Here is a 26,026-nt window from a genome sequence, read left to right on the forward strand (position 1 = left end):
GAATACTGGGCTGCTCGATGTTTTACGGTCCTGTGTCCGGTTTCTTGGCGCGTGCCTTTGCCAGCATCTCGTCCAGTTGAGCCAGCAAATCATCTGCGCTGACCTCTACAAATTCCCCGCATGATGCGGCCAAGATCTTCTCGGCAAATTCAGCGCTGTACTCCGGGTGAGGGTAGTCCGGGTCAGTTTTATCGATTGCTGTGAAGCACCACTCGCCGCCCACTTCCTGGCCCATAAGGCTATCGGCCTCCTGCAGGCCAAATAGCGTGGATTGATACTTCGCATCACAAAGATTTGGGTATGCCTGCATAACGGCCGTTCTCAAGTCGCCAGCGCTGATGCCGTCAGCGGCGAGCTGCATAATCAAAGCCTGCAACAGATTCATGTCACGCATCCTGTACCTCACTCATTCAGAATGACCTCCCCATCAAGCAACGGGGAGGGAATTGTCGACCTAGTTTTAAGCCACCAAAACTCGAAGCTGATCACCCAGGTCGTAGCCAATCATGAAGAGTGCAGCCTCCAGGGCACGCAGCGGGTCATTCGGAGAGGGCACCAGATGAAAGCGGCTGCCGGCGGCGCCTGGATGCGCCAGGACCGCACTCAGTAACCAGCTGGCGCGCATATTCCACATTGCGTGATGGCGGCCTGAGCGCAAGCCCTTGAACTTGAGTTTGGCAGTTCCAGGGTTACGGCGCTTAGGAGCGAGAGATTTTTTTCCTTCCTTGGCAGCGGCCCAAGGGAAGCACAGTGCCTCAGGTACCTCGGATAGGTCGTGCTCCTGGCAATACTTCACGACCATCCAGCCCAGACCTGCGGCAACGCGGCTGTCGTAGATGATGAAGTCCTTGCACAACAGCGAATACACCTTGGTCATCCCGGAGTTGAAACGCAGGTTTTTCGAACGCAATACAGATGCTTGATCGTCACCGTCACCGATCGCCGTTTGTACGTTTTGTAACATGCGGCCAAGCCCTGCTTTATTCGCCTTCAGCCAGTCCGCGTTGCGAGCGGCCACGCCTCCCCAACGCATCACATCGACGGTCGCCTCAAGAATGCGCGAGTCGCTCCCTGCGGCGTTGACCAGGTCCTGACGCAGGGCGGACAATGCGATCCCGTTGCTGCTGGAACACTCACCTGGATTGAAACCCAAGCGGGCATTACCAGGGTGATTCCAACAGTACTTTTCGAAAGCGTTATACAGGCCGTTGCACGACCATTTTTCATCCGTTTTGCGATTGACGTATTGGTGTTTAAAGCGCGTTTCTGATTCGAGCTCAGTGGCCAGCCAGTGGATGAAAGCAGGAACGTGAGTGAGGGTTAGATAGGTTTGACGGCTCATGAAATACTCCTGTGGGCTGACTATATTTATCGCTGGGATTGCTTGCCAACCAACACATAGTCCCAGCAGATAAACCCACTTTTTGTCCCTGAGATTGAGCTATGATAAATCATCACCGACGCCGTACTGCGTTGCGCAAAATTCTTCAACGCGAAGGCAAGTCCCTGTCGACGGCGGATATCCACGCGGAACTATGTCGGTGGTTCAATGATTTCAACCTCAATGTAAAAACCACACTGCGAGACCTCGACGCTCTCACCGCAGCCGAGTTGGTAACTGCGGGTGAAACCGGCTCAGATAAAAAATCAAAATACTGGAAAACCGGTCGAGGCAGCTTCGACTTGACGCTCTCTCCCACAGAGGCGATGACCTTGGCGGCTATTTTCGACCACGCAGAGCGCTTCGGTTTCACATCCCACACGGAACAACTGACCAAGCTACGTGAATACGCAACCACGGAAATAACCAAGCACTCCAAACAGACTCTCGCATGGACGAAGCGGATCACTTCGGGGACCCGGTTTACGCTGCTCAGACCCGGCAAATATGACCCTGCGCATCTCGACCTTATCCAAAGCGCCATTCTGGACGATGCTTCGCTTGAGGTGACCTACCTTCCAAGAGACGCCGGCGGTGTTGAGTGCATCTACCTGCTTAAACCCTTGGCTCTTTCCTATCAGGATTCAAACGTCTATCTGTCGGCATACGTGCTCGAGGAGCAATGGCCGAAGGGGCATACGCCTGCAACAGGCACCTGTCGCGGCAAATACAGCAGCAACGGTCCCAAGACGATGTGCGCCCTTATGCTGCATCGAATGGTAGAGGTCAAAGCGAGTTGGCTACAAATATCTGACCCGGATAACTACAACGTCAATTCGTTTGAGGTCCAAAAGCACCTCATGACGATACACGGCGATGACCCTATCCAACTCAAACTACGTCTTGGCCACAATCTGCACAATCGGCTTACCGAGAATCCGCTGGCTGAAGACCAGGTGGTAGCGCGTTGCGCCGACGACAAGTGGGACTTGTGCTGCACCGTCCTCGACACCCAGGGCCTGCGCCTGTTCCTGCTCAGCAATGCTAGTGACATTGAAGTACTCGAACCCCCGGTAATACGAGCACATGTGCGCGATATTCTTCGTTGCGCAGTGCGTGCGTACGATTAGTTGGCCAAGCCGCGGGGCTGATGCAATGTGGGCGGTGGTACTTATACAGCCCCAGGGCTTCTAAGCGTGAATAGATGACCCGGCTCACGAAGCAGCGAGCTCTCCGCTGCAGAGAAGTTATGGCTCACGATGGGGGTTGAGATTCAGGTAACCTCATTTGCAGTGCTCACCGTTGGAGTCCTCAGCCGATGGCATTCCAAACAGTATTCCACTACAAAACTCAGTAATATATTTTTATTTTAAATCAATAACATACAGAGCCTGTTCAAATTACCCCGGCTCCACCAATTGAACGAGAAAAGACGCCTGAGAGCGTCTTTTTTTGTGTCTGGAATTCAGTGAATACGGTGTGAAAAATAAATCAGTCCCCCTTTTCCTTTGGTCGCCTTAGCAATAGGCCTGTTCGGCTGCTTGCTAAAGTGGATCAGATCTCTCATCACTGCGCAGCACTGAGCTATAGCCTTCCACACCCGCCCAGCATGTATAAACCAGCATGAGCAGTCCTTGGCTGCTCATGCTGGTATTCTCGTCCTTTTTCTTTGATTAAAAATTTTCTTGAACGCTAGTCAGACAAACGCTCTGCAGGAATTTTTCAGACGCTGCAGAGGTTTTTGCGACGTGCCTCCAAGGCAATAAGAGTAAGGCTACTCATCGCCAATAAGCGCTGCGAAGTTGGGGGTCAACCCGATCCTCACTTCAAATACTCCTCAATCCCTTCCCAACACTTATCCTTGACCATCACAAAGCGACAGGTGCCTTCCGATAAGTTGGCCCACAAGCCTCCGATCAAGCGGTCGTCCTCTGCGTTGCTCCAGCGATCTGCGCCCTTGTACTCCACGATGAGAATCGGGCCCGAGCCGCCTTCAACGTCTGGTAGCTGACACAGGAAATCTGGATAGAAACGCCCATCCGCTTTCTGCAGGAAGAAAGAGCTGCCTTCACGCCTTACGAGGTTACGCACCCAAAATTTGATGCGCCCCTGCTGAGCCCAGGTGTCTAGCTTGCAGGCGCATTCGAACTCCTCCTTGCTGTCAAAGTCCCCGATGCGCCCGTAGAAATGCTTTCGGAAATCGAAATGTCCGAAACGCCAGTCATAGTCACGGCTTGGCGCATATGCCTGCACATGGAACTCGAATGCATACTGGTCGGTTACTGCAACGCGTGCGGCTGCGTCGTCACCAAATAGCGCTTGCTGGAAAGCCTGGCCGACCGCCCGTTTACGCAGTTCGCGGATTCGAGCCTCCACCTGATTGCGGATCAGAAATTTCTGCAAGTTGACACGGGCCAGGCTAAATCCATCGCGTATCATCAGCTCTTGCAGCCAAGCGGCAACGAACGCCTGCTTGCTCGAATGGGTCAGCGATGGCTCGGGCAGGTTCCGACACAGCCAGGCGGCCAGGCGCACCTCGTCCCAGTTTTCAGGCTGATAAATGAGGCCAAGATCGCGCTGCAGCTCCGGCAGAAAGCGCGATATCAGCTTGCCGCTGCCATCGATATCAATTTCTCCGCCCTCAGCCACCTGCAGTGCGGCGCCGAGCGCTGACAGGTCGCCCGCTGTAGGTGCTGCGTCGTAGGGCGAAAGCTCCCACGGATACTCCAGAACTTCGGGGTCATCGAAGAGATGCAGTTCACCCTGCACGCGCAGAGCAAGCTGAGGTACCCGGAGACGCTCGCCCATTTCGGCAGGCGTTAGGAAATATTCGATGGCGGTCGTGCGGCTGACTTCAGCCGCTTGCTCAATGGCCTGAGTGGCGGACTCAGATTCGACCGAAGCCTTTAACGCGTCGGTCTCGTCTTCCGTGAGCGGCGTAGTGATGGTCAGCGTGTTGAGCTTTCCGTCCCAGCTCACCTTGTCACGCACCGGCTTCGGTACACTTTTCAGATTCGGCTTTTCTGCAAGCGTGACCACCACAGGATGAACCACCACACGCCCGGCATGCCCCTCTAGATCCAATCGCGACTGTTCAGCCTTGGCGGCAATGACGAACTCATTTACATCGCGCCGTTCAAAGCCGGCGCCAGCCACCAAACGATCACGCAAGGCTCCCGCCGTCTCGGCAAAATTGCGCGACACCACGAAGGCATAAGACTGGTTTAGCGGCCTAGCTTGCCGATGACTGGCATTGGGCTGACGCAACACGCGGCCCAGCAGCTGCTCGACGGCGGTAGCGGAAGAAAGGGAAGCCATGCTGACCAGAATATAAGCGAAGGGGCAGTCCCAGCCCTCGGCCAACGCTTTCTGCGTAATAACGAATTTCACCGGACAGTCCGGATCAGCGATCCCGCGCTTGTAGTCGGCGTCGATCTGCTCTAGTCCTTTTTCTTCGCCCGTCGCCACCACAATCTGTTCTTCAGGAATGCCGTGATTGGTGATCAGCTCCTGGCGGACCTTATCGAAATCCAGTGTTTCGACACCCGCACGACGAGGCTCCGACTGAATGAGTACGAGGGGTCTTAAATAGGGCGCACCGGCCCGTCTCTCATCATCGGCCAGCTTGTGCAATGCATCGCGACGGCCGATAGCATCGGCCAGGCACTGTTGCCAGTTGGGCTCGGTTTCCAGCACCACCGGCAGCTTGATCATCTCCTCCGCCTTCAATTCGGCGGCAGAAACGCTATGCAGTACATTGCTGGGCGTGCGCTCCAGATCCGGCGTTGCCGTCAGCTCAAGCACGCCGCTGGGGCGAAAGCGCGCCAACATGTCGAAGGCCAGCTCAGTGCGGCTGTTGTGCGCCTCATCGACGACAACAAAGGGGCGACGCAGGCGCAGTACGTTTGCCAGCGAATACGGTGTCGTGCGCTCCGTCCCTTCGCCATCGCTCAGCAGCTCTTCGCGCTGCGCGGGAGAAAGGTTATCGAAGTGGTGCATCAGGGCGCCGCTGCTCTGATACACCTTGCGGCATTCTTCTTCCTCTACTTGGAAGGCCTGGCGAGTGGCGACGATCACCGTGGTGGAGGTGTCCAGCGTGGCGCGGGTCACGCTCTTGGCCTCGTCCAGATCCATCACTGTGACCGGTCCGGTCTCGCGCAGTGCGACGTTGTAGGGGTGGCTCCCTTCTTTCAGCGCCTTGATCGTTTGCTCACGGATCGGCCTACTGGGCACTAGCCATAGAATCACGCTGTGCTCGCAACGAAGCAGGTGGGTGTTGACCAGCGCCACGCTCTTGGCCGCCAGCCAGGTCTTCCCACCGCCGGTGGGCACCCGCAGGCAAAAATACGGCATATCGCTCGGGAAGCCCGACAGCGGATTGTATGGGTTGCCTTTGCCCCACAATCGCTCGGTAGTTGTGAAAAAGGCCGTCGAGGGCGAGGCCAGCTCGTGACAAGCCTTAAAATAGCACTCGACACTATCGAGCACTTGCTGCTGGTAAATTTTAGGAACGAATCCGCTCATCTCTCACACCTCCAGCGCGTAAGGGGTTTGCTTGAAGGTGATGCCCTCGCGGGCAGCACGGCTACCAAGGCGATTGGCGGTGGCGTAAATCACTTTGGAACCGGCAAACTTAGGCAGTATGTCGAGCACCGGACCGGTCAACACATTGCCGCCGGCCACCGACTTGTCCTTGAGAATGCCGTTGTACAGCAGGTAAATGGCGCGGCCTTCATGTAAGCCCAGCAGTGGGCTGTCGGCCGTACCGGTAAAACCCGTGCCGGTTTCAGCGAACCAAACGAATTCGGCCAGCTGCGCGAAGGTCACGTCACTGCGTATTTGGCCATCGGCGTTGAAGAGAGGGTGCTCACTTAGGCGGCAGTATTGAAAACCGCTGCCTAAACCTGGCATGTCCTCTTCAACATCAAGCTCGCCAGTGACAACCAACTCTCCGTCCTTTACTTCTTTTTTTATCCTGGTGAACCGCTGCTTCTCAGCTTCCTCGATCAAAGAAACTTTTTCGAGTATTTTGCTAGCATTTCGGAAGCTACTGAAAGTCACTCTCTCCCGTAACAACTCGTCACGAGACGTACCTACAAATGAATATCCAGACACAACCTTAGACACTCTCTTTGATGTGACCTGTTCCGCTACTTGTTTCTCGACCTCGATGAGTATGAATTTTCTGGACCCTCCATCCCGGGCATTTTGCTTCAAAACAGCATGTGCCGTTGAGCCGGAGCCAGAAAACGAATCCATGACAATAGAATCCTTATCAGTCGCCACCTGAATTATTCGCTGAATAAGCTGCCAAGGCTTCGGCGTATTGAACAGCTCTAACTCTTGCTCACCAAGAATATCGCGCAACTCAGTTTTTGCGCCGGAGTTAGTCCCAGCGAAGCGGTGCTCCCACCATGTTGATGGAACAACTCCTTCTTTCGCCTCGTCAAGAAACTTCTTGATTCGCGGGCTGTTATTTTTGGATTTACCCCACCAGACTCTATTATCCCTATCTAATTCCCAAAGCTTTTCTTCGCTCATTCGCCAATATGTGCCGCGCGGCGGGCCTTTTATTACGTTCCCGCCCGGGCAAGTTATGGAATACAGCCCTTTACTGTAATAATTCCTCGACTGCAGAGCATTACTGGTCCATTCACCGCGCTCGTCATTATCGGAATTAGAATAACTTTCTTCCGCAGAGGTGCTTCGAGGCGAAAGATTACGCACCCATTTATCTTTTTTCTTAGCGTACACAATGACGTAGTCGTGCATTTCAGAGAAATGCTTGGCACTATTCTTAATGGTGAAAATTTTTTGCCAGACAATAGTTGCCACAAAATTATTCGATCCAAAGATCTCATCCATGAGAACTCGAAAAGGTCCGACTTCATTGTCATCTAGCGATATAAAAATTGCGCCATCCTCCCGTAGAAACTGCCTCAGCATGACGAGTCTTGGATACATCATGCTCAGCCAGCGGTCATGGCGATCTAAGGTTTCACCTTCCTTACCTACGATATCGCCTAGCCACTTGCGTATCTCGGGGCTATTGACATTATCGTTGTACATCCAGCGCTCGTTGCCGGTGTTGTAAGGCGGGTCGATATATATGCATCTCACCTGCCCAGCATAGCGCGGCAGCAGAGCCTTGAGCGCATGAAGGTTGTCACCTTGCACGATGAGATTACCGCTGTCCTTACCGTGATTGTCGCCACAGGAAAGTTCTGTCACCGGCTCCAGCAGGCGGAAAGGGACATCCTTGTGATGCTTGACAACGGCTTCCTTGCCGATCCAGTTCAATGTGGGCATTTAGCCTTCCTTTATTGCATGCGCGATAAAAGTGGCCTTTATCGCAACTAAGCCCGCCGCCATGATATACCCATGGCGATCTAGATAGGGTTCGTGAGCAAACTGCCATGGCTTGCCGAAAGAAGCGGCAAACTAACAGATTGACGATAGCCCGGCGAGCCTGAAAAGCCGGTCGTCGTTTACTACCGCTCGCCATGAGCCCAGCCAGGCGAGGGTAGGCGGCCCTTGCGGGCTTCGCAAGGAGGAGAATCAGCCAGGGTGCATAGGCCCAGTCATCCCCCTCACTGGCGCGAAAAAGCTCCGGGAACTGGCGCACGGCTGCGCCGTACCTACCTAGTACCGACTCCTCCCACAGCCATGCGTCCCATCTCCAAAGCACTTCGTCGCCACCTTAGATCGGTAGCTAAACCGGCGAAAGAATTCATCGTGACTGAGATAATCATGCCGAGTTAAGTGGGACTGCCTAGGGATATGCACTGCACCCAGCAAATCAGGCACTGTCCAACGAAGGGCGCGGGCCCAGGTCAACTTGAGACGACTACACACATTCTTACGATCAGACTCGATATGCGCAGCGAACGGTAGGCGTCACGACTGCGAAATTCCGCCAGATCCGAGCGTGCGAAACTGCCGAATACGGGTCAGCTTCAGGTATGCGACGCAAAGCGATCCTCAAGGTGTCAGCTTCTGTTTGACGCCCAAAGACATCTTTTTTGTACTTGGCATCCCATCAATCACAATGCTAGTGTCAGCCCATGACTGCCTATTGCCTCACCACCACCACCACCACCACCACCACCACCACGACCGCATCAAGCGGAACGTGCGAGGTGTCGTGAAGCAATAACAAACGAACTTCAAAGGCCCGCCAGCGATGGACAGGGCCTTTTTTTATGCCTTGGTGTCGCTGGTTCACACGCAAGGAGATGCACCTATGTACGCCCTGTTGATACTCGATATCCAAGTCGGACTCATCCACGGCCCGGAAAAACCCTGGCGCTGCGACGAGCTGTTGGAAACCCTGAATACTCTGATGGACAAGGCCCGCAGCGCAGGCGCGCCGATTTTTCTTGCTCGCCACATCGGCCCTACTGGCTCGCCAATCGAACCGGGCAGCCCGCTTACGTTGATTGCACAGGAACTGAAGTTAATGGGCGGGGAAGTGGTGTTCGAAAAACGCCGGCCAAACGCTTTTGCGATGACCGAACTGGCAGACAATCTGCGCGCTTGCGGCGCTACCGGGGTGGTAGTTACTGGAATGAAAACGCAATACTGCGTCGACAGCACCTGCCGTGCCGCGCGTGATCTTGGCTTCGATGCAGTGCTTATCGCCGACGGCCATACCTGTTCTGATACGCCCTTGATGAAAGCCGAGGCCATCGTGGCTCATCACAATGCCACGCTCGATGGGCCGTTCTGCCAGTTGGTTCGGGCTGAGGACTGGAGCTTTTAACAGAGCCTGACGACGGGGGACGCCAACAGGGCCGAGCTTCGGAATTTTCCCGCAAGTTGCCGCGCTGTTGGTGAACTAGCGCAAGCCACCTCACAACGCTAACTTCTTTACGTCGCTGATGATCAGCGTCCGGCTTTGACAGGCCGAAAAGTGTAACCTTTCACACCCCGTGATAAGGCGGCATGCTTGCGCATTCCGCTCCGTTCATGGCGGCTGTGCGTGGGGCATCTTCGGGTGCGCCGGGTTCCTACACTTCCGGTCTGTCAACCCGCGTACAGCTGCCACCTATTCCTGTTTGACAGCAGGGGGGAGGCAGCTCCTTAAACAGTGTGGGAGCTTCATCATGAAAAAAATCACCCCCAATCCCCCAACCACCCTCTTCATCCTCGCCGAAGACATCCACCCCGAAACCCTGCTAATCCAAGCCAGCGAAACCCTCGCCTCCCTCAACGCCATGACCACCGACCTGGCTTTCGAACTTGAAGGCGCGCACCGTCACAAGCTGCTGGCCGCTCAGCAATTGATCGTTCTAGGCGAGTTACTCGTAGAACGGGTCTTGAACACCCAACCATTCACTACCCAAACGCCACAGCCTTAAAACACGAAAACGGGCGAGACGCCTCAGCGCATCTCGCCCGCTGGCATCCCCTCACACTTCCCATTACCCTGACGGCCTTTATCAGACAACCGGAAGTCAGATACCCGTGTTCAAGCCCTTCGCCGTCATCGCCCTCTCCGTCATGCCTTTACTTGCCACCGCTGCCGAGTTGGACGGGGTTTGGCAAGGTACTTTGGGCAAGTCCGCTATCACCGTGTGTTTCAACGGCGCCGACGGGGAGCATGGCAGTTATTACTACCAGCGCATCCGTACGCCGATTCAACTGACCCAGGCCAACGACAACGCCCCTTGGGTGGAGGAAGGCAACACCGGTTTCTGGGCCCTGCAAAAACCTCAGGGCGATACCCTTTCTGGTGCCTGGAGCAAAACCGATGGCGGTGCGCCGCTGCCACTGGCCCTGCGCCGCATTGGCACGGACGGCTGCGGCAGCGATGCCTATAACGCGCCCATGGAAGCCGCGCCGTTGCCGATCAAGACCGAGAAGAAGACTTTCCACAACCACACCTACCAGCTCAAGACCCAAGGCCCACGCGTCACGCTCAAGCTGGAGGGCGATAGCCCGGCGGTGCAGAAGATCAATCAGCAACTCGCCGCGTTGGCCGTCAATGACGAAGATCTAACCGACTATTTTTATGAACGGCGTGAATACCTGGGTCGAAACGGCTCGGTCTATACCAGTGAGATCGAGGTCGAGCCCGCCTATTGGTCATCGCAATTTCTCACCGTGCGGTTCTACCGCTGGGCCGCAGGCCAAGGCGCCATGGGCATCAGTTGGGGCCTGCACTCCTGGAACCTGCAAACCGGTGACAGTGTGGACCCATGGGCCTGGCTCGGCGGCCATCAGCAATGGCATGACGCCTATTCCGGCCATTTGAAGCTGCCGGCCGCCTTCAGCACTTGGCTGGCCAAGCAAACCACCACTGACGAGGGCTGCCCGGCGATCACCGATTACTCCAACTTTCACCTCAGCTTCAACACTCAGGGCCTGCAACTCTCGACACCGGCCAATGGTGACGGTTGCGACAACGACTTGAGCTTTACCTGGGAGCAATTGGAGCCGGTGCTGACCGAACAAGGCAAAGCGGCAGTGCCCAGCTTGAAAATGCCCTGACGCGCCCGAGAAAAACCCACAGCCGTTCACCAAAGGTTAAGAATCGCGCTCGTATACTCCCTGACTACCCATGACCGGTCGCCCGATCGGTCTCATGCCCCGGTAGCCAGACTCCATGACGCGCCCCGCTCCCCTGCTGCTCTTGCTTGCTGCTCTGTTGTTCTTCTTCGCCCTCGGCAACCATGAGCTGCAAGGCTCTACCGAAGCCCGGGTGTCCGGGATCGCCATGGCGATGCACCTGGACAATGACTGGGTGGTGCCGCGCCTGTTTCGTGAACCCTTCCTGGAAAAACCGCCCCTGAGCCTGTGGCTGGACGCCGGGGCGATTCGTTTGTTTGGCGCTAGCACCGGGGCGGTGCGCTTGGCGTCGGCGTTTGCCGGGTTGTTCAGTGTGATGCTGTTGTACGGGATGCTGCGTCGGTTCGGGCGGCCGCAGACGCTGGCGTTCAGCGCTGCGTTGATCCTGGCGACCATGGCCAGTTACTGGGGCAATGTGCGAGGTGTGGGTGAGGATTCGTTGCTCAGCCTCGGTGTCACCGCCGCCCTGCTGGGGTTTTACCAGGCGGTACGGCCCGAGCGTGAAGGTTCGAGTACCTGGGCCTGGGCGTTGTTTACCGCCGGGATGGTCATCGCTACGTTGAGCAAGGGCGTGTTGGGGCTGGCGATGCCGGGCATTGTGATTTTTGTGTACCTGCTCAGCACTAGCCTGATGGATAAGCGCCTGCGGCTAGGCGATTGGCTCAAGCCGGCGCTGTTCACGTTGTTGGCGTTGGTGCCGTTGCTGATCTGGCTGGGGTTTCTGTTTCAGCGCGGCGGGATGCAGGCGGTGGGTGAAGTGTTATGGACCAATAGCGTCGGGCGCTTCAGCGGTTCGTTCGTAGAAGCCGGGCATTACGAGCCGTTTTACTATTACCTCGCCAAACTGCCCGAGGCCTTCCTGCCCTGGAACATCCTGGTGTACCTGGGCCTGTGGCACTTCCGCAAAAGCCTGGTGCGCAACCGCTACCGGTTGTTTTTCAGTGTGTGGCTGGTGGCGCAGTTCACCCTGCTGACCCTGGCGTCCAGCAAACGCACGGTGTATTTGATGGCGCTGACGCCAGCCGCGGCGGTACTGGCCGCCGAATATGCGCGGGTGTTGCTGGAGTGGGCCAAGGACCATAAGCCGGGGCTGTACCGTTATCATCGGCGCATTATTGGCGGGGTTTTCAGCCTGGCCATCGCCTGCTACCTGAGCGCGGCCTTCTGGTTTGCGCCCAAAGCCGATGTGCGCCATTCATTCGTACCGGTGATGAGTCAGATCCAGACCCTGCAAGACGAAGGCAGGACGGTGGCGATGTATCAACCCAACGAGCGCATCGACGGCGCCAGCGTGTTCTACCTGCAGGCCTACTTGCCGATCCTGAACACCGAAGCCGAACTGCGCGCCTTCCTGAGCGCCAAGCCCGGCAACGTTGCGTTGACGGACCACACCGACCGGCTGAAAGCGCCGGTTACGGTGATCAAGCAGATGGCAGTCAACCGCCAGCCTTACTACTTCGTGGAGCAGTAAGGCCAGCGCGTGGCCTTAATGCTTGGTGAGCTTGTCCAGGTAGCCCATGGCAAACGCCGAGACCACGAACGTCATGTGGATGATCACGTACCACATCAGGTGCTCTGGATCGACGTTCTTGGCGTCCATGAAGATGCGCAGCAGGTGGATGGAGGAAATCGCCACGATGGACGCCGCCACTTTCATCTTCAGCGACGAAGAGTCCATGGTGCCTAGCCAGTTGAGCTTTTCCTTGTTCTCGTCGATATCCAGCTGCGAGACGAAGTTCTCGTAGCCGGAAATCATCACCATCACCAGCAAGCCGCCGACCAGGGCCATGTCGATCAACGACAGCAGCAGCAGGATCACTTCGGCTTCCAACATGGTGAAGATGTTGGGAATTACGTGAATGATTTCCTGGAAGAATTTCAGCGCCAGGACCAGCAAGCCCAGGGACAGGCCCAGGTAGATCGGCGCCAGCAGCCAACGCGAGGCGTACATCGTATTTTCGATAAAGCGTTCCATTGAATCTCACACAGCTTGGCTAAAAATGGCGCCGAGTATACCAGCCGCCACCTGGCCCCTGTCACCGCGAGAAAACTGACCCAAGTGGCATCTGTAAGAGAATTTTTCTGCTAGTGTCGAGACCATTCACTCGGCTCGATGATGTCGGACAGGAAGACTCAGATGATGGATGTGCGATCCCCTTTGGCCGCTCTCGGCCTGTGCGCGGCGTTGCTGATGGCCAGCGGCTGCTCCCCCAAAGAAGAGCAGAAGCAGGCGACCCTCGAAGAGAAAACCACCAAGTTCGAACAGTCCCTGGACAGCATCCAGGACCCTAAACTGCGCGATGCCATTGCGGACCTGGGCGGCTCGCTGCTGTTGCTGGAGCGCGCGCGCGTCAAGCTCGCCAGCAAGCCCATCGAAGCCGAATACGGCGAAGACAGCCTGGCCGTGCTCAAGCATTACCCTACGCCCCAAGCGCTGGTGGACACCTACATCAATGGCCTGTTCGTACTGCGCAAAACCTCGCACTCCGACTATCTGACGGACTTGCAGCCGGTCTTCCCGTTCAACTTCAACGCCCCGGACCAGTTCCCCTTCCCCCATGGCCTGGAATGGCAGTCGGTCACCCTGAGCAACAATAAAGTCATTCCCTTCCAACCGGAATGGTCCGAAACCGACCCCGGCATTCAACTGAGCCCCAGCAGCTCCAACCTGACCAACCCCGACGACCTGACGGTGACCTACCCGTTTATCGAAGGCATCGAGACGGAAAACAAGAGCCAACCCCAACCCATCAGCCTCAAGGGCGCGGTGGAGGTGATCACCCCGGGCAAGGTGCTGACGTTCGACCTGACCAAACAAGACGTGGGCCATAAACGCACCGACGGCAACATCACCCTCAACCTGCTGACGCTGGAAAAGAACTACGCCGAGATCGAACTGACCAACAGCCAGCCCCTGGCCGCCGAAGTGGGCGATGCGTCACCCAACCCGCTGCTGGTGCAGGCACGGGACAGCACCGGGCAGTTTCTGACCCGCTCAGGCTCGATCAACGAGAGTGCCGCGCAGGTGGCGTTCTATGAGAAACAACTGGCCGAGATGCAAAAACAAACCGCGTGGTCCGATGCCTTCGATAAACAGCTGACCGACGCGCAAAAAGCCTTCGAGCGCCAGCAGACCAGCCATTACGCCAAGGTGTATTTCAACGGGCTGATCGATAACCTGCAGGTCAATGTGCTGGATTTCTCCAAGGCCACGCTCACCCGTAAAGACCTGGACCTGCCGGTGATGCGCTTTGACAGGAACAGCCTGCAAAAGACCGTGCAGGCCCTACCAATGCCGGTCACGGTGTATGACGACGGCGCCGCCAGTTGGCTCAAAGATGCGTCGATGACCGAGGATCAACTGAAAAACAGCGTCACCATCAGTCAATCGACCGAAGACGCCAGCGCCGCAAAAATCGTGTTCGACCACCCGTTCACCTTCAATGACGACCTGGTCGGTGCCGAGCGCAACAACAGTGACGCGCCTATCACCTTCTTCACCGCCGATGACAAGGGCGAACGAGGCGAGCCCATCGAGTTGCCGACCGAAGCGTTCGAACTGAATGCCGCCAGCGGCACGCTGACGTACGACCTGAACCTGTTCCCGGAAACCCCGGCGTATGTGGTGGGCTCAGTACCGTTGTTTTTGGCCACCATCGAGAAAGCCACAATCGACGCCGCCAAGCTGCCCAAGGGCCTGTCGCTCAAGGACAACGCGCTGATCGTCGACCAGAAGGACTTCCCCGCCGACAGCTGGCGTTTCTACGCCAAGGATGCCAGCGGCAATTACCTCAAGGAGATCCTCGGCGTCAGCCACCGCGCCGAGGAATACGGCACGGCGATGTTTGACGTGCATTACTTCTACGGCCAGCCGACCACGCTGGAAAGTTACCAGCGCACCGACCTCAGCACCGTGCAATACGGCTTTGAGGTCAAGCTGGACAAGCCTGAGAGCAAATAACCGGCGCTACAGGGCCAGCCGCTCCTGGCCGCCGTTGAGTTGGCGCAGATGGGCCTGCAGGTGCAGGCACCAGATCTGCGGCTCGTCCATTTGCTCGTAGCCGTGCAAGGTCAGGCTATCGACGATGGTGCCCAGCATGCGTTCTGCCACGAAGGGCCCATGGAACGGGCCCTGGGATTTGACGGTGGATGGCTGTTCGCCCGACATGCCGGCGGCAAATAGCAGCGTCCACATCCCGTTATCCCCGGCCAGAGGGCGAATGGAGCATTCGATACGGGTGACCAGGCCCAGGCACTGGCGGGTAAGGCAAAGGTTGCGCGACATGGCGGCGACCCTCGGTAGATCGGTGTTCAGCCCCAGCGCACGGCGAGGCTGTTTCTATCCTGCGACTCCTGTGGATATCCCTGACTCTGAGAATAGAATAAAAACGCGACAAACCAAGGTTGTAGAGACCAACGGGCGTTGGTCCCAGGCGAGAGTCAATTTTGTGGCAGGTTTAATAGGTCAATGTGGGAGCGGGCTTGCTCGCGAATGCGCTGGTTCAGTCACAGATGCAGTGATTGACACTCCGCATTCGCGAGCAAGCCCGCTCCCACAGTTTTGATCCCGTTTCGCCTTGGCTATCAGGTCGGCTTGGCTTCTGCCAACGCCTGCTGCGCCAGCTCTTTTTCCGCCTCCTTCAAATCCTCCTCACTGATCATCTCGGCAATTGCCCGCAAGCGCTCCACCACCCGCGCATTCACGGTGCCTTCCGGGAACTGCCCCTCGGCGTCCGGCTCGCCGGCATCTTCGCCCACCAGCAGGCTCAGCGCCTCGTCGGCCTGGCGCACCGCATAGATATGGAATTGCCCGGCACGCACAGCCTGCAACACCTTCTCGTCGAGCATCAGCGTGGCGACGTTGGCCTGAGGGATGATCGCCCCCTGCTCACCGGTCAACCCGCGGGCTTCGCAGAGGCGGAAGAAGCCTTCGATCTTCTCGTTGACCCCGCCCACCGCCTGCACTTCACCAAACTGGTTGATCGAGCCGGTGATCGCAAAGCATTGCTTGAGCGGCGTCTTCGACAAGGCCGAAATCAAGGTGCACGCCTCGCCCAGGGACGCACTGTCGCCGTCCACATAGCCGTAGGACTGCTCCAGGGCGATACTGGCGGAGATGGCCAACGGGAATTCCTGGGCATAGCGGCTGCCCAGGTAACCGGTGAGGATCATCACGCCCTTGGAGTGAATCGGCTGGCCGAGGTTAACTTCGCGCTCGATGTCGACAATGCCGCTGCCGCCCGGGTACACCGTGGCGGAAATCCGCGCCGGCACGCCGAATGCCGAGTCGCCGACTTCAAGCACCGTCAACCCGTTGCACTTGCCCACAGCGGCACCGGCGGTGTCGATCAGGATGACGCCGGCGAGCATGTCGTCGAGAATCCGCGCCGACACGCGGCCGGTGCGCGTGGCCTTGGCCTTGAGGGCGCGCTCGATATGCCCGGCATCGGTCATCTCGTCGCCCGCCAGGTGGCGAATGAAGTCCGCCTCGCTCACCAGCTGGAACAAATCACCAATACGCGCCGACAAGCGCCCCTGATGCTCGGCCAGGCGTGCGCTGTAGGTCGCCAGGCGCGCCACCGCGTCGGAGGTGAGCGGCGCCATGCCCTCTTCCGAAGTACGGGTTTTGAGCAACTGGGCGAACTGCTCCAGGCTCTCGTCGACCATGGGGATGTCTTCGTCGAAGTCCACCAGTACGCGGAACATCTCCTGGAAGTCCGGGTCTGCGTCTTGCAGGGCGTAATACAACTGGCGCGAGCCGATGATGATCACCTTGACCTGCAAGGGAATCATCTGCGGGTTGAGGGTGACGGTGGCCAGGCGGCCGAGTTCGCCCAGGGGCGATTCCATCTTCAGCTTGCGCGATTGCAGGGAACGCTTGAGCGCATCCCACACAAAGGGCTCGCTGAGCATTTTTTCGGCTTCCAGGATCAGGAAACCGCCGTTGGCGCGGTGCAAGGCGCCGGGACGCAGCTGGCGATAGGTGGTGTAGAGCGCGCCCTGGTCGGTGCTGTATTCGATACGGCCGAACAGGTTGTCGTAGGTCGGGTGCGGTTCAAACACCACCGGCGCGCCACCGTTGACCGAGTGGCCCACCACCAGGCTCGGGCAGTATTGCTCTTCGAGCAGCTTGCGCGCCTGGGCGTCGGTCTTGGCGTCGTCCACCAATTGCTCGACCACGGTTTTGAGCAGGTACACCTGCATGGCTTGCAGGTAGCCACAGACCCCGGCGTTTTCTGCGTATTTTTCTGACAACGGCGCCAGCAAAGGCTGCAGGGCCAGGGTAATGGTTTCTTCGTTGAACTGGCGCAGTTGGTTGTTGGACTCGCGCTTCCATTGCGGCAGGCTGGCCAGCTCCTCGTTGAGGCGTTCTTCCAGCTCGGAGATATCGGTGTGGAAACGCTCGCGATCGGCTTCCGGCAGTTGCGAAAACTCGGCTTCATCCAGCGCCTTGCCGTCGAGCATCGGCGTGAAGGCGATGTTGGAGCTGTCGCGGTACAGCGCCACGTCTTTTTCCAGGGCCAGGCGCTCGATCACGTCCAGCGCCTTGTCGTAGCGCTGGTTGAACGCCCGGTCGATGGCGCTTTTACGCTGTTGATAAGTGGGGTGTTCGAACACCGCCGGGAAGGTGGCGACCAGGTTATCGACCAGGGCGTTGATATCAGCGATAAACGCCGCAGCGGCGCCACCTGGCAATTCCAGGGCGCGGGGCTCGCGGGGCTCATCGAAATTATTCACATAAACCCAGTCCGCCGGGGTTTGCAGGCGCTTGCCTTCGGCTTTCAGGTAGCGTTTGACGAACGAAAAGCGGCCGGTGCCCGGCTCGCCCATGACAAACACGTTGTAACCGGGGCGTGGCATGGCCACGCCGAACTGCAAGGCTTCAACCGCACGTTCCTGGCCAAGCACACCGCGAAAGGGCTCCAAATCATTGGTGGTCGAGAAGCTGAACTGTTCAGCGGAGAAAGGGCGAGTCAGCGCTTCGGGCGCTAGACGCAAGCTGGCAGCAACAGGATCAGGCATCGGGCTTCCTTACATCAGGCGGGGCAGATGGGGCATTCTGGCTCCCGGTTGAGCGCTCTGGCAAGGCGCGCTTTCGGGAAAGCATAGACACGGCACGCGTCCTACAAAAAAATCGCCCGCCACTGAATGTTTATAAAAAAACACGGAACCCTGGGAACGTGCCTAAACTCCAAACTGCGCGGGTTGGACTAATAACTGGCCCCTAGGGTGCGTTGAGCACCTGAACCCTTGTCCATTGGTTTGCACACAAAGAGAACAAAGCTATGAAACGGATCCTTCTTGGTACTCTCTTCACCGTCGTCTCCCTCAATGCAATGGCAGAAGCACCAGGTGGCCCGAACTGCGGTTGGGGCAACATGTTGTTTGAAGGCCAGCGCGGTACTCCGGCCCACTTCCTCGCCTCCACCACCAACGGTACTTCGGGTAACGCCACCTTCGGCATGACCTCGGGCACCAACGGTTGCAGCACCAACAGCGCCCTGACCTACGGCGGCAAGTCCTGGATTGCCATGAATGGCATGATGAACGAGCTGTCCGAAGACATGGCCAAAGGCAACGGCGAAGCGCTGACCACCTACGCGGTGGTACTGGGTGTTGCGCCGGAAGATCGCGATCACTTCGCGGCCGTGACCCACGAGCACTTCCAGCAGATCTTCAGCAAGGCTGACGTGACCGCTGACGACGTGCACAACAACACCATTGCTGTACTGAAAAGCGATGCCCGTCTGGCGAAATACGCAACCCAGGCTTAAGCTCGACCTGCCCGCGCCTTTCGAGGCGCGGGTACTATTTTTGGACCCGCCTCCCCTTTGGGTCTCACTTTTTTGACTTAAGTTGCCCCTATGCTCAAACGCTTTGCCTGGTTGGCACTCTTCGCCTGCGCCCCGCTGTACGCGGCCCCGCACCTTGATGATCAACGTTTGCAGCAACTGGCCAATGATCCGTTCTGGCTGTCGCTGGGGCACTACGAAGCCGGCAAGGTCAGTGGCTGGCGCAGCTATGTCAGCGACAAGAAATTCTTCCTCGCTCCCGATGGCGCACACCATCCGGATGCGGAACTCAAGGCCACCGTTGATGCGCTGTACGCACCGGCCAGCCTGGGTGAAAAGCACGCCCAATGTGTTTACCCCGCACGTACCCGCTGGCTCAAGGCGCAGTTGCAACTCAACGACCTGCCCGCCCTGGAATGCAAAGAGTTCACCCAGTGGTTCAAGGACGTCGCGCCCCATAGTGCGGTGATGATCTTCCCGGCGGCCTACCTCAACAGCCCGTCGTCGATGTTCGGCCACACCCTGCTGCGCATCGACCAGGCCGACGTGCAAAGCAACAACACCGCGCTGCTCAGCTATGCGATCAACTTCGGCGCCTATATCGAAGGCTCCGACAACAGCATCCTCTATGCCTGGAAGGGCCTGATGGGCGGTTATCCGGGCCTGTTCGCCCTGGTGCCCTATCAGGAGAAACTCTCCGAATACCGCAGCCTCGAAAACCGCGATTTGTGGGAATACCGCCTGAACCTCACCGAGGTCGAGACCAAGCGCATGGTCGAGCACGTGTGGGAGCTCAAGCAGATCCAGTTCGATTACTTCTTCTTCGACGAAAACTGCTCCTATCGCCTGCTGGAACTGCTGCAAGTGGCCCGCCCTGGCCTGCGCCTGACCGAACAGTTCCCGCTCACCGCGATCCCTACCGATACCGTCAAAGCGGTAAAGGATGCGGGGCTAGTGGAAAAAATCGACTATCGGCCTTCGCGTGAACGTGAACTGCTGGAACGCGCCAAGCCACTCGATAGCGATGAGCAACAGTGGGTGCTGAAAATCAGCGACGACCAAAAGCAACTGCAGGAACCGGCATTCAAAACCCTGCCCCGCGAGCGCCAGGCACTGATCGTGGATGCCGCTTACCGCCTGGGCCGCTACCGCGCCAATGGCCTGGAGCGCGATGCGACACGCTCCCAGCGCAGCTTCGAACTGCTGCGCGCGATCAACCAGAACCCGGCGCCCGACCTGAAGATCACCCCGCCTGGCCTGCCGGAAAACGGCCACGAGTCGCGCACCTGGCAAGCCGGCATCGGTACCCGTGGCGACAAAGCCTTCGGCGAATACGGCCTGCGCATGGCCTACCACGACCTCAACGACAACGCCGAAGGCTTCCCCCTGGGCGCGCAGATCGAAATTTTGCAAATGAAATTGCGCCAGTACGAGGGCAATCACTGGCAACTCCAGCAACTGGACCTGGCCACCATCCGCTCGCTGACGCCACGCAATGCGCTGCTGCAGCCTTGGTCGTGGCAAGTCACCGGCGGCCTGGAACGCGTGCCGGGCAAACACGACGACGAAACCCTCGTGGCCCACGTCAACGGCGGCGCCGGTGGCACCTGGCAACTCTCCGACGACATGCTCGGCTTCGCCCTCGGCACCGTGCGAGTGGAACATAACAACGACTTCAGCGAAGCCATCTCCCCCGCCGCAGGGTTCAACACCGGCGTCCTGTGGAAAAACCCGTTGGGCAACCTGAGCCTGGAAGCCAACGGCGATTTCTTCACCAACGGCGAAGTGCGGCGCAGCATCAGCCTCAACCAGCAATGGGAACTGTCGCGCAACCTGGGCCTGCGCCTGAGTGCCCAGCGTGAATACAGCCACCTGTCCACGCCAGTGAATGAAGTGATGCTTGAGCTGAAGTGGTACCACTACTGACTCAAGCCTTACAACGATCAAAATGTGGGAGCGGGCTTGCTCGCGAATGCGCAGTGTCAGTCACTGATTGTTTGTCTGACGCACCGCATTCGCGAGCAAGCCCGCTCCCACATTTGGCCCGTGTATAGTCAGCCGTACCGCATCGCACCTCGCCAAAATCAGGAGTTCCATCGACATGACTGTTGCCTGCACCACCCTTGAAGAAGTGCGCGAAAACATCGACCGCCTCGACCAACATATCGTCACATTGCTGGCCGAACGCGGCCACTTCGTTTCCCAAGCCGCACGCTTCAAAAAAGACACCGATGACGTGAAGGCCCCACAACGGGTTGAACAAGTAATCGCCAAGGTGCGGGCATTATCCGAGGTAGTGGGCGCCAACCCTGAGGTCACTGAGCAGGTCTATCGCGCGATGATTGCTGCATTTATTCAACAGGAATTGGCTGAGCATGCCGCGCTCGGAACAGCAGGCTGAAATTAATCAAATTTCTTTGCCTGCATGGAAGTTCTAAGCCCCTCATTAACTCTTTGAAAAACAAGTAGAAAATTTTAGCCATGTTTTGAGCCTTTTACCTGTGAAAACTTATTCCTGATGACCTAGCTTTATGAAGGTTTGCGTCTAGTCTTGGTTGGATATCAAACTGCCATCAACCTAAACACGGATCTGAAAAGGTAAGAGGCTCACTATGGATTTTTTTGAAAAGCTCACCAGTCTGGCAGCAAAGGTTCGATTGCAAGGCCCGGCCATTCAAACAGAAGAGGCTACAAAAAATGCCTTCGTAATGCCTTTTATCAACACGGTGCTGGGCTACGACGTGTTCGATCCACTGGAAGTGATGCCTGAATTTGTTTGTGATGTTGGAACGAAGAAAGGCGAGAAGATCGATTATGCGATCATGAAGGACGGTGAGGTGCAAATACTCATCGAATGCAAAAAGATCGGCGAGTCCCTGAGTATTAATCACGCCTCGCAGCTCTTTCGATACTTTCACGTCACAAGCGCAAGAATTTCCATCCTCACCAACGGTCAGGTCTACAGGTTCTTTACCGACTTGGACGCCCCCAATAAAATGGACGAAAAACCGTTTTTGGAACTGGACTTACTGGATATTGATGAATATTCGGTACCTGAACTGATCAAGCTCACCAAATCAGCGTTCGATGTCGACTCAATCATCAATGCTGCTGGGGAATTAAAATACGTCAGCCAATTGAAAAAGCTCATCGGTACCCAAGTCAGCAAACCAGAAGATGATTTTGTGAAGTTTTTCGCCTCCCGTGTCTACGAGGGCGTAATCACACAAAAGGTTCGCGAGCAATTTTACGAACTGACCCGTAAAGCATTAGCCCAGTTTCTGAATGATCAAATCAACGATCGTCTGAAGTCCGCAATGAGCGGCGTTATTCAACCCTCGCTAGCATCAATACCCGTTACAAACAGCGCGAAGGCAGACGCACAAGACCGAGATGAAACAGAAGATAAAATCCTGACGACGCTGGAAGAGCTGGAGGGTTATCACATTGTCCGGGCCGTTGTACGCTCAGTGGTCGATGCAAAACGAATCGTACAAAGGGATACGCAGAGCTATTTTGGAGTGCTGCTAGATGATAACAACCGTAAGCCGATTTGCCGTCTTCACTTCAATCGCAGCCAGAAATACCTCGGGATATTCGACGAGGAAAAAAATGAAACGCGGCATGCGATTTCGTCCATCGATGAGATTTACGAATACGCCGATCAACTGAAAAAGACAGTGGGTTATTACGACTGACACCTGACAGCAGGCTGGTATTAGCGCAACCCCACACCCTGTACCTATGGCGAGACAGATTGCTCCATCTCCATAGGTACAGCGTCGACTTCGAACGGCGAGTGAACCAAACGCCCTTCTCACCTTTTCTTCACACCGCCCCAACAAATCCCCTTCTAGACTCTCCTTATCAGCCGTAAAACGGCCAGGGAGTACGCCATGTGGCGGTATGCGGTCATGCTGTGCGCGGTGGTGGGGTTGTCGGGTTGCCAGTCAACCCATCAGGAATTACTGGCCAAAGGTTATCCACCGGCCTTCGCCGACGGTTTTGACGACGGTTGCAGCAGCGGGCGCCAGGCCGCTGGGGTGATTACCGGGGCGTTTCGCAAGAATGTGCCGCGCTATCTGAAAGACCGGCCATACGCCGAAGGTTGGGAAGATGGGTTTCGTCAGTGCAAGGCCATGCGCGAGAGCCAGGAACTGCGCGATTACGAGGAAAACCGCAGGGACGACCGCGAACGCGATTGGCAGCAGGAAAAAGATCGCGACGCCGCCAAAGCCTATCGCTCACGCTGATCGTGGGAACGATCAGCCCGCGAATGTGGCCCAACTTCCATAGGAAGGAGAACGCCATGAGCCGAGCTTTTGTAAATGAAGACAACGCGGCGGCCCAGGCCGATCAGCCGGTGGAGCGCCAGGTCAGCGAGCAGCCCAACCGCATGACTGCGCAAGGGCTGGCGCAGTTGCAGGCCAAGGTGGCGCAGTTACACGCGGAGCACAGCGACGAAGCCGCCAAAGGTGAGCAGGCTGATAAACAGCGCCAGGCTGACCTTGAGCGGGATTTACGCTACTTCAACCAGCGGGTGCAGAGCGCCCAGGTAGTCGTGCCGGCCACGTCCACCGACAAGGTACAGATCGGCAGTTGGGTCACGTTCGCCAACGAGCAGGACGAACAGCAGCGCATCCAGTTGGTCGGTGAAGACCAGGCCGATGCCAACGCGGGCTTGATCAACTGGGGCTCGCCTCTGGGCCGTGCCTTGTTGGGCGCCCAGGTGGGCGACGAGGTGCTGTGGCAGCGCCCCGTCGGCGATCAATTGATCGAAGTGTTACGCGTCGAACCCGAGATTTAAACGATGCCTTGGGCCAGCATCGCGTCAGCCACTTTCACGAAGCCTGCGATGTTGGCGCCCTTGACGTAGTTGATGCGGCCGTTTTCTTCACCGTAATGCACGCAGGCATGGTGGATCGACTGCATGATGTTGTGCAGCTTGCTGTCCACTTCGCCTGCGGTCCACAGCAGGCGCATGGCGTTCTGCGACATTTCCAGGCCGCTCACCGCCACACCACCGGCATTGGACGCCTTGCCCGGCGCAAACAGGATGCCCGCATCGATAAAGATATCCACAGCCTCCAAGGTGGTCGGCATGTTCGCGCCTTCGGCCACGCAGAGGCAGCCGTTGCGCAGCAAGGTGCGCGCAGCGTCGGCGTCGAGCTCGTTCTGGGTGGCGCAGGGCAGCGCGATATCGCAGGCCAGTTCCCAAGGCGTCTGGCCTTTGCGGAACTCCAGGCCGAAACGTGTGGCCAGTTCACTGATACGCCCGCGCTGTACGTTCTTCAACTCCAGCAGCGCCGACCATTGTTCTTCGGTCAAACCGCTTTCGGCGTACAGGGTGCCTTCGGAGTCCGACAGGGAAATGACCTTGCCGCCCAGGTCCATGACCTTGCGCGCCGCGTACTGCGCCACGTTGCCAGAGCCGGACACCGCCACCCGCTTGCCTTCGACGCGCTGGCCTTGGCGCTTGAGCATTTCCTCGGCGAAATACACACAGCCAAAACCGGTGGCTTCCGGGCGGATCAGGCTGCCGCCGTAGGTCATGCCCTTGCCGGTCAGCACCGAGGTGAATTGATTGCTCAAGCGTTTGTACTGGCCGAACAGAAAGCCGATTTCCCGCGCGCCCACACCGATGTCGCCGGCCGGTACGTCCACGTCCGCACCGATGTGGCGGTACAGCTCGCTCATGAACGCCTGGCAGAAGCGCATCACTTCGGCGTCCCTCTTGCCCTTGGGGTCGAAGTCCGAGCCGCCTTTGCCGCCGCCCATGGGCAGCGAGGTCAGGGAGTTCTTGAAGGTCTGTTCGAAGGCAAGGAATTTCAGCACGCCCAGGTTGACCGAAGGGTGAAAGCGCAAGCCGCCTTTGTAGGGCCCAATGGCGCTGTTCATCTGGATACGGAAACCGCGATTGACCTGGACCTGGCCGTGATCATCCACCCACGACACCCGGAACGTGATCGCGCGCTCCGGCTCGCAGATGCGCTCCAGGATGCCCGAGGTCAGATAGTGCGGGTTGGCTTCAAGAAAGGGCCACAGGCTGCGCAGGACTTCTTCTACAGCCTGGTGGAATTCCGGCTGGTCCGGGTCGCGTTTCTTGAGGCGGGCAAGGAAGGAGTCGACGGATTCGGTCATGAAAAGTCTCGGCAAATTGATTGTTGTTAAACAGAGATTGAGCCGGACTTTATCAATTCGTTTCGCACCGCGACAGGGCAAAATGTCGCCTTTGTGAAATTAAATGGTGCAATAAGTATAAATAACTGCCTTTTTTTGCCCTTAAATGGGGATTTCGCTCTGAGTTTTGCACCAACAGGTAGGCCGTTATCGCAGGCAAGCCAGCTCCCACATGACCGGTGTACTCGATCAAATGTGGGAGCAGGGTACTAGCGCGTACCCGGCACCAGGTCGAGTATCTCGTCGATGCCCAGGCAACGTGGCTCCAGCTCCAGCGTCCTGCCATTGGCGAGTATGCCGACGGCGGTATCGCGCATGGCCAGGTAGGCACTGCGCAACATGTGATTGGCATAAATCACCGCGTTGAAACCTGCTCGCTCCAGCACCTCGAACTTCAGGTGAACATAGCTGGTCGGCACGCAAATCAGCGGCACCTTGGGCCGCTGCCGGCGAAACTGCCGGGCGAACTCCAGGATTTCCAGGCCATCCTGCTTGCGGCTGTGGATCATGATGCCGTCCGCCCCCGCCTCCACATACGCCAGGCACCGCGCCATCGCCTCTTCCATGCCGCGGTCCAGGATCAAGCTTTCACACCGGGCAATCATCATCAGCCCTGAGCCGGTGCGACTCGCACAGCCGGCCTGGAGCTTGGCGCAAAAGGCCTCGATGGACTCCTGCGCCTGGTCGACCTCGATGCCCAAGAGTGAGTTCTTCTTCAGGCCGCACTTGTCTTCGATCACCACCGCCGAGACGCCCGCGCGCTCCAGCATCTTGATATGAATCGCGAAATGTTCGGCCTTGCCGCCGGTATCGGCATCGAAGATCAGCGGCAGCGAACACACATCGAAAATTTCGCGAATCCCCGGCAATCGGTTACTGGGCGAAAGAATTTCGATGTCGGGTAACCCGCGCTGGGTCGAGTCGGTCAGCGAACTCGACCAGATGGCGTCGTACCCCACCGTATGCCCGGGGCTGATTTCCAGCCTGGCGCGCTGCGCGAGCAACGCCGATATCGGGCTATGGGCTTCGAGTACGCGCAGGCAACGGTTGCTATCCAATAGCGCCGACAGAGGGCGTCGGCGCGCTTCGGTATCCATCATAG

The 26,026-nt window shown here is 57.4% G+C and carries 23 protein-coding genes; 12 read left to right on the plus strand and 11 right to left on the minus strand.

Annotated elements, in window-relative coordinates; genetic code table 11:
• Nucleotides 1-22: 22 nt before the first annotated feature.
• A complete protein-coding gene (locus MF6394_RS07795; RefSeq protein ID WP_238597280.1) occupies nt 23-385 on the minus strand; it encodes a hypothetical protein in 363 nt (120 codons plus the stop codon).
• A 75-nt stretch (nt 386-460) separates the two neighbouring features.
• Nucleotides 461-1,342: a hypothetical protein gene (locus MF6394_RS07800; protein WP_078466432.1), complete on the minus strand. Its 882-nt coding sequence runs from the start codon at nt 1,340-1,342 to the stop codon at nt 461-463.
• Between the two features lie 101 nt (nt 1,343-1,443).
• On the opposite strand from MF6394_RS07800, the gene MF6394_RS07805 reads away from it, so the two are divergent.
• Nucleotides 1,444-2,511 (plus strand): helix-turn-helix transcriptional regulator, encoded by a 1,068-nt coding sequence (locus tag MF6394_RS07805; protein ID WP_078466433.1) that lies wholly within the window; start codon nt 1,444-1,446, stop codon nt 2,509-2,511.
• Nucleotides 2,512-3,202: 691 nt separating this feature from the next.
• On the opposite strand, the gene MF6394_RS07810 is transcribed toward MF6394_RS07805, so the two are convergent.
• The 4 genes from MF6394_RS07810 to MF6394_RS34130 all read right to left on the minus strand — a co-directional run bounded on the left by MF6394_RS07810 (nt 3,203) and on the right by MF6394_RS34130 (nt 8,612).
• On the minus strand, nt 3,203-5,905 hold the full coding sequence (locus MF6394_RS07810; protein ID WP_078466434.1) for a DEAD/DEAH box helicase: 2,703 nt from the start codon (nt 5,903-5,905) through the stop codon (nt 3,203-3,205).
• A 3-nt stretch (nt 5,906-5,908) separates the two neighbouring features.
• Nucleotides 5,909-7,690, minus strand: a complete 1,782-nt coding sequence (locus MF6394_RS07815) for a site-specific DNA-methyltransferase (RefSeq protein ID WP_078466435.1) — start codon at nt 7,688-7,690, stop codon at nt 5,909-5,911.
• A gap of 333 nt (nt 7,691-8,023) precedes the next feature.
• Nucleotides 8,024-8,236 carry a hypothetical protein gene (locus MF6394_RS34990; RefSeq protein WP_376753089.1) on the minus strand — a complete coding sequence of 71 codons (213 nt, stop codon included), beginning with the start codon at nt 8,234-8,236 and terminating at the stop codon, nt 8,024-8,026.
• 217 nt (nt 8,237-8,453) lie between these two features.
• Nucleotides 8,454-8,612 (minus strand): hypothetical protein, encoded by a 159-nt coding sequence (locus MF6394_RS34130; protein WP_161952155.1) that lies wholly within the window; start codon nt 8,610-8,612, stop codon nt 8,454-8,456.
• 12 nt (nt 8,613-8,624) lie between these two features.
• Here MF6394_RS34130 and MF6394_RS07820 point away from each other — a divergent pair, with 12 nt between their 5' ends.
• From MF6394_RS07820 to MF6394_RS07835, 4 genes are all read left to right on the plus strand, one after another.
• A complete protein-coding gene (locus tag MF6394_RS07820) occupies nt 8,625-9,143 on the plus strand; it encodes a cysteine hydrolase family protein (protein WP_078466436.1) in 519 nt (172 codons plus the stop codon).
• A 343-nt stretch (nt 9,144-9,486) separates the two neighbouring features.
• Nucleotides 9,487-9,741, plus strand: a complete 255-nt coding sequence (locus MF6394_RS07825) for a DUF6124 family protein (RefSeq protein WP_078466437.1) — start codon at nt 9,487-9,489, stop codon at nt 9,739-9,741.
• 106 nt (nt 9,742-9,847) lie between these two features.
• Nucleotides 9,848-10,873: a hypothetical protein gene (locus MF6394_RS07830; protein WP_078466438.1), complete on the plus strand. Its 1,026-nt coding sequence runs from the start codon at nt 9,848-9,850 to the stop codon at nt 10,871-10,873.
• A gap of 115 nt (nt 10,874-10,988) precedes the next feature.
• On the plus strand, nt 10,989-12,422 hold the full coding sequence (locus tag MF6394_RS07835; RefSeq protein WP_044268749.1) for an ArnT family glycosyltransferase: 1,434 nt from the start codon (nt 10,989-10,991) through the stop codon (nt 12,420-12,422).
• Nucleotides 12,423-12,437: 15 nt separating this feature from the next.
• Here the strand turns inward: MF6394_RS07835 and MF6394_RS07840 are convergent, their stop codons facing one another.
• A complete protein-coding gene (locus tag MF6394_RS07840; protein WP_003194267.1) occupies nt 12,438-12,926 on the minus strand; it encodes a TIGR00645 family protein in 489 nt (162 codons plus the stop codon).
• Nucleotides 12,927-13,088: 162 nt separating this feature from the next.
• On the opposite strand from MF6394_RS07840, the gene MF6394_RS07845 reads away from it, so the two are divergent.
• Nucleotides 13,089-14,912, plus strand: a complete 1,824-nt coding sequence (locus MF6394_RS07845; protein WP_078466439.1) for a hypothetical protein — start codon at nt 13,089-13,091, stop codon at nt 14,910-14,912.
• Between the two features lie 6 nt (nt 14,913-14,918).
• Here the strand turns inward: MF6394_RS07845 and MF6394_RS07850 are convergent, their stop codons facing one another.
• Together MF6394_RS07850 and MF6394_RS07855 are read right to left on the minus strand one after the other, a co-directional pair.
• Nucleotides 14,919-15,236, minus strand: coding sequence for a PA4575 family protein (locus tag MF6394_RS07850; protein ID WP_003194269.1), 318 nt, complete (start codon nt 15,234-15,236; stop codon nt 14,919-14,921).
• Nucleotides 15,237-15,535: 299 nt separating this feature from the next.
• Nucleotides 15,536-17,974 carry a Lon protease family protein gene (locus MF6394_RS07855; protein ID WP_003194272.1) on the minus strand — a complete coding sequence of 813 codons (2,439 nt, stop codon included), beginning with the start codon at nt 17,972-17,974 and terminating at the stop codon, nt 15,536-15,538.
• A 263-nt stretch (nt 17,975-18,237) separates the two neighbouring features.
• On the opposite strand from MF6394_RS07855, the gene MF6394_RS07860 reads away from it, so the two are divergent.
• The 6 genes from MF6394_RS07860 (at nt 18,238) to MF6394_RS07885 (ending at nt 23,551) form a co-directional block, all read left to right on the plus strand.
• Nucleotides 18,238-18,726 carry a DUF3015 domain-containing protein gene (locus MF6394_RS07860; protein WP_003194274.1) on the plus strand — a complete coding sequence of 163 codons (489 nt, stop codon included), beginning with the start codon at nt 18,238-18,240 and terminating at the stop codon, nt 18,724-18,726.
• Nucleotides 18,727-18,816: 90 nt separating this feature from the next.
• Nucleotides 18,817-20,670 (plus strand): Lnb N-terminal periplasmic domain-containing protein, encoded by a 1,854-nt coding sequence (locus tag MF6394_RS07865; protein ID WP_078466440.1) that lies wholly within the window; start codon nt 18,817-18,819, stop codon nt 20,668-20,670.
• A 175-nt stretch (nt 20,671-20,845) separates the two neighbouring features.
• Nucleotides 20,846-21,145, plus strand: coding sequence for a chorismate mutase (locus tag MF6394_RS07870; protein ID WP_044268754.1), 300 nt, complete (start codon nt 20,846-20,848; stop codon nt 21,143-21,145).
• A gap of 211 nt (nt 21,146-21,356) precedes the next feature.
• Nucleotides 21,357-22,442 carry a type I restriction endonuclease gene (locus MF6394_RS07875; RefSeq protein ID WP_057711063.1) on the plus strand — a complete coding sequence of 362 codons (1,086 nt, stop codon included), beginning with the start codon at nt 21,357-21,359 and terminating at the stop codon, nt 22,440-22,442.
• Nucleotides 22,443-22,640: 198 nt separating this feature from the next.
• Nucleotides 22,641-22,997 carry a hypothetical protein gene (locus MF6394_RS07880; RefSeq protein WP_019818009.1) on the plus strand — a complete coding sequence of 119 codons (357 nt, stop codon included), beginning with the start codon at nt 22,641-22,643 and terminating at the stop codon, nt 22,995-22,997.
• 56 nt (nt 22,998-23,053) lie between these two features.
• Nucleotides 23,054-23,551: a GreA/GreB family elongation factor gene (locus MF6394_RS07885; protein WP_078466441.1), complete on the plus strand. Its 498-nt coding sequence runs from the start codon at nt 23,054-23,056 to the stop codon at nt 23,549-23,551.
• Here the strand turns inward: MF6394_RS07885 and gdhA are convergent.
• Both gdhA and aepX read right to left on the minus strand, forming a co-directional pair.
• Nucleotides 23,548-24,885, minus strand: coding sequence for an NADP-specific glutamate dehydrogenase (gdhA, locus tag MF6394_RS07890; protein WP_078466442.1), 1,338 nt, complete (start codon nt 24,883-24,885; stop codon nt 23,548-23,550). The genes MF6394_RS07885 and gdhA overlap by 4 nt on opposite strands.
• A 248-nt stretch (nt 24,886-25,133) precedes the next feature.
• Entirely contained in the window at nt 25,134-26,024 is an 891-nt protein-coding gene (gene aepX, locus MF6394_RS07895) for a phosphoenolpyruvate mutase (RefSeq protein WP_044268765.1), read from the minus strand.
• Nucleotides 26,025-26,026: the final 2 nt, after the last annotated feature.

Origin of the sequence: Pseudomonas sp. MF6394, from assembly GCF_002018845.1 — a bacterium.
In the GTDB taxonomy this organism is placed as follows: domain Bacteria; phylum Pseudomonadota; class Gammaproteobacteria; order Pseudomonadales; family Pseudomonadaceae; genus Aquipseudomonas; species Aquipseudomonas lactis.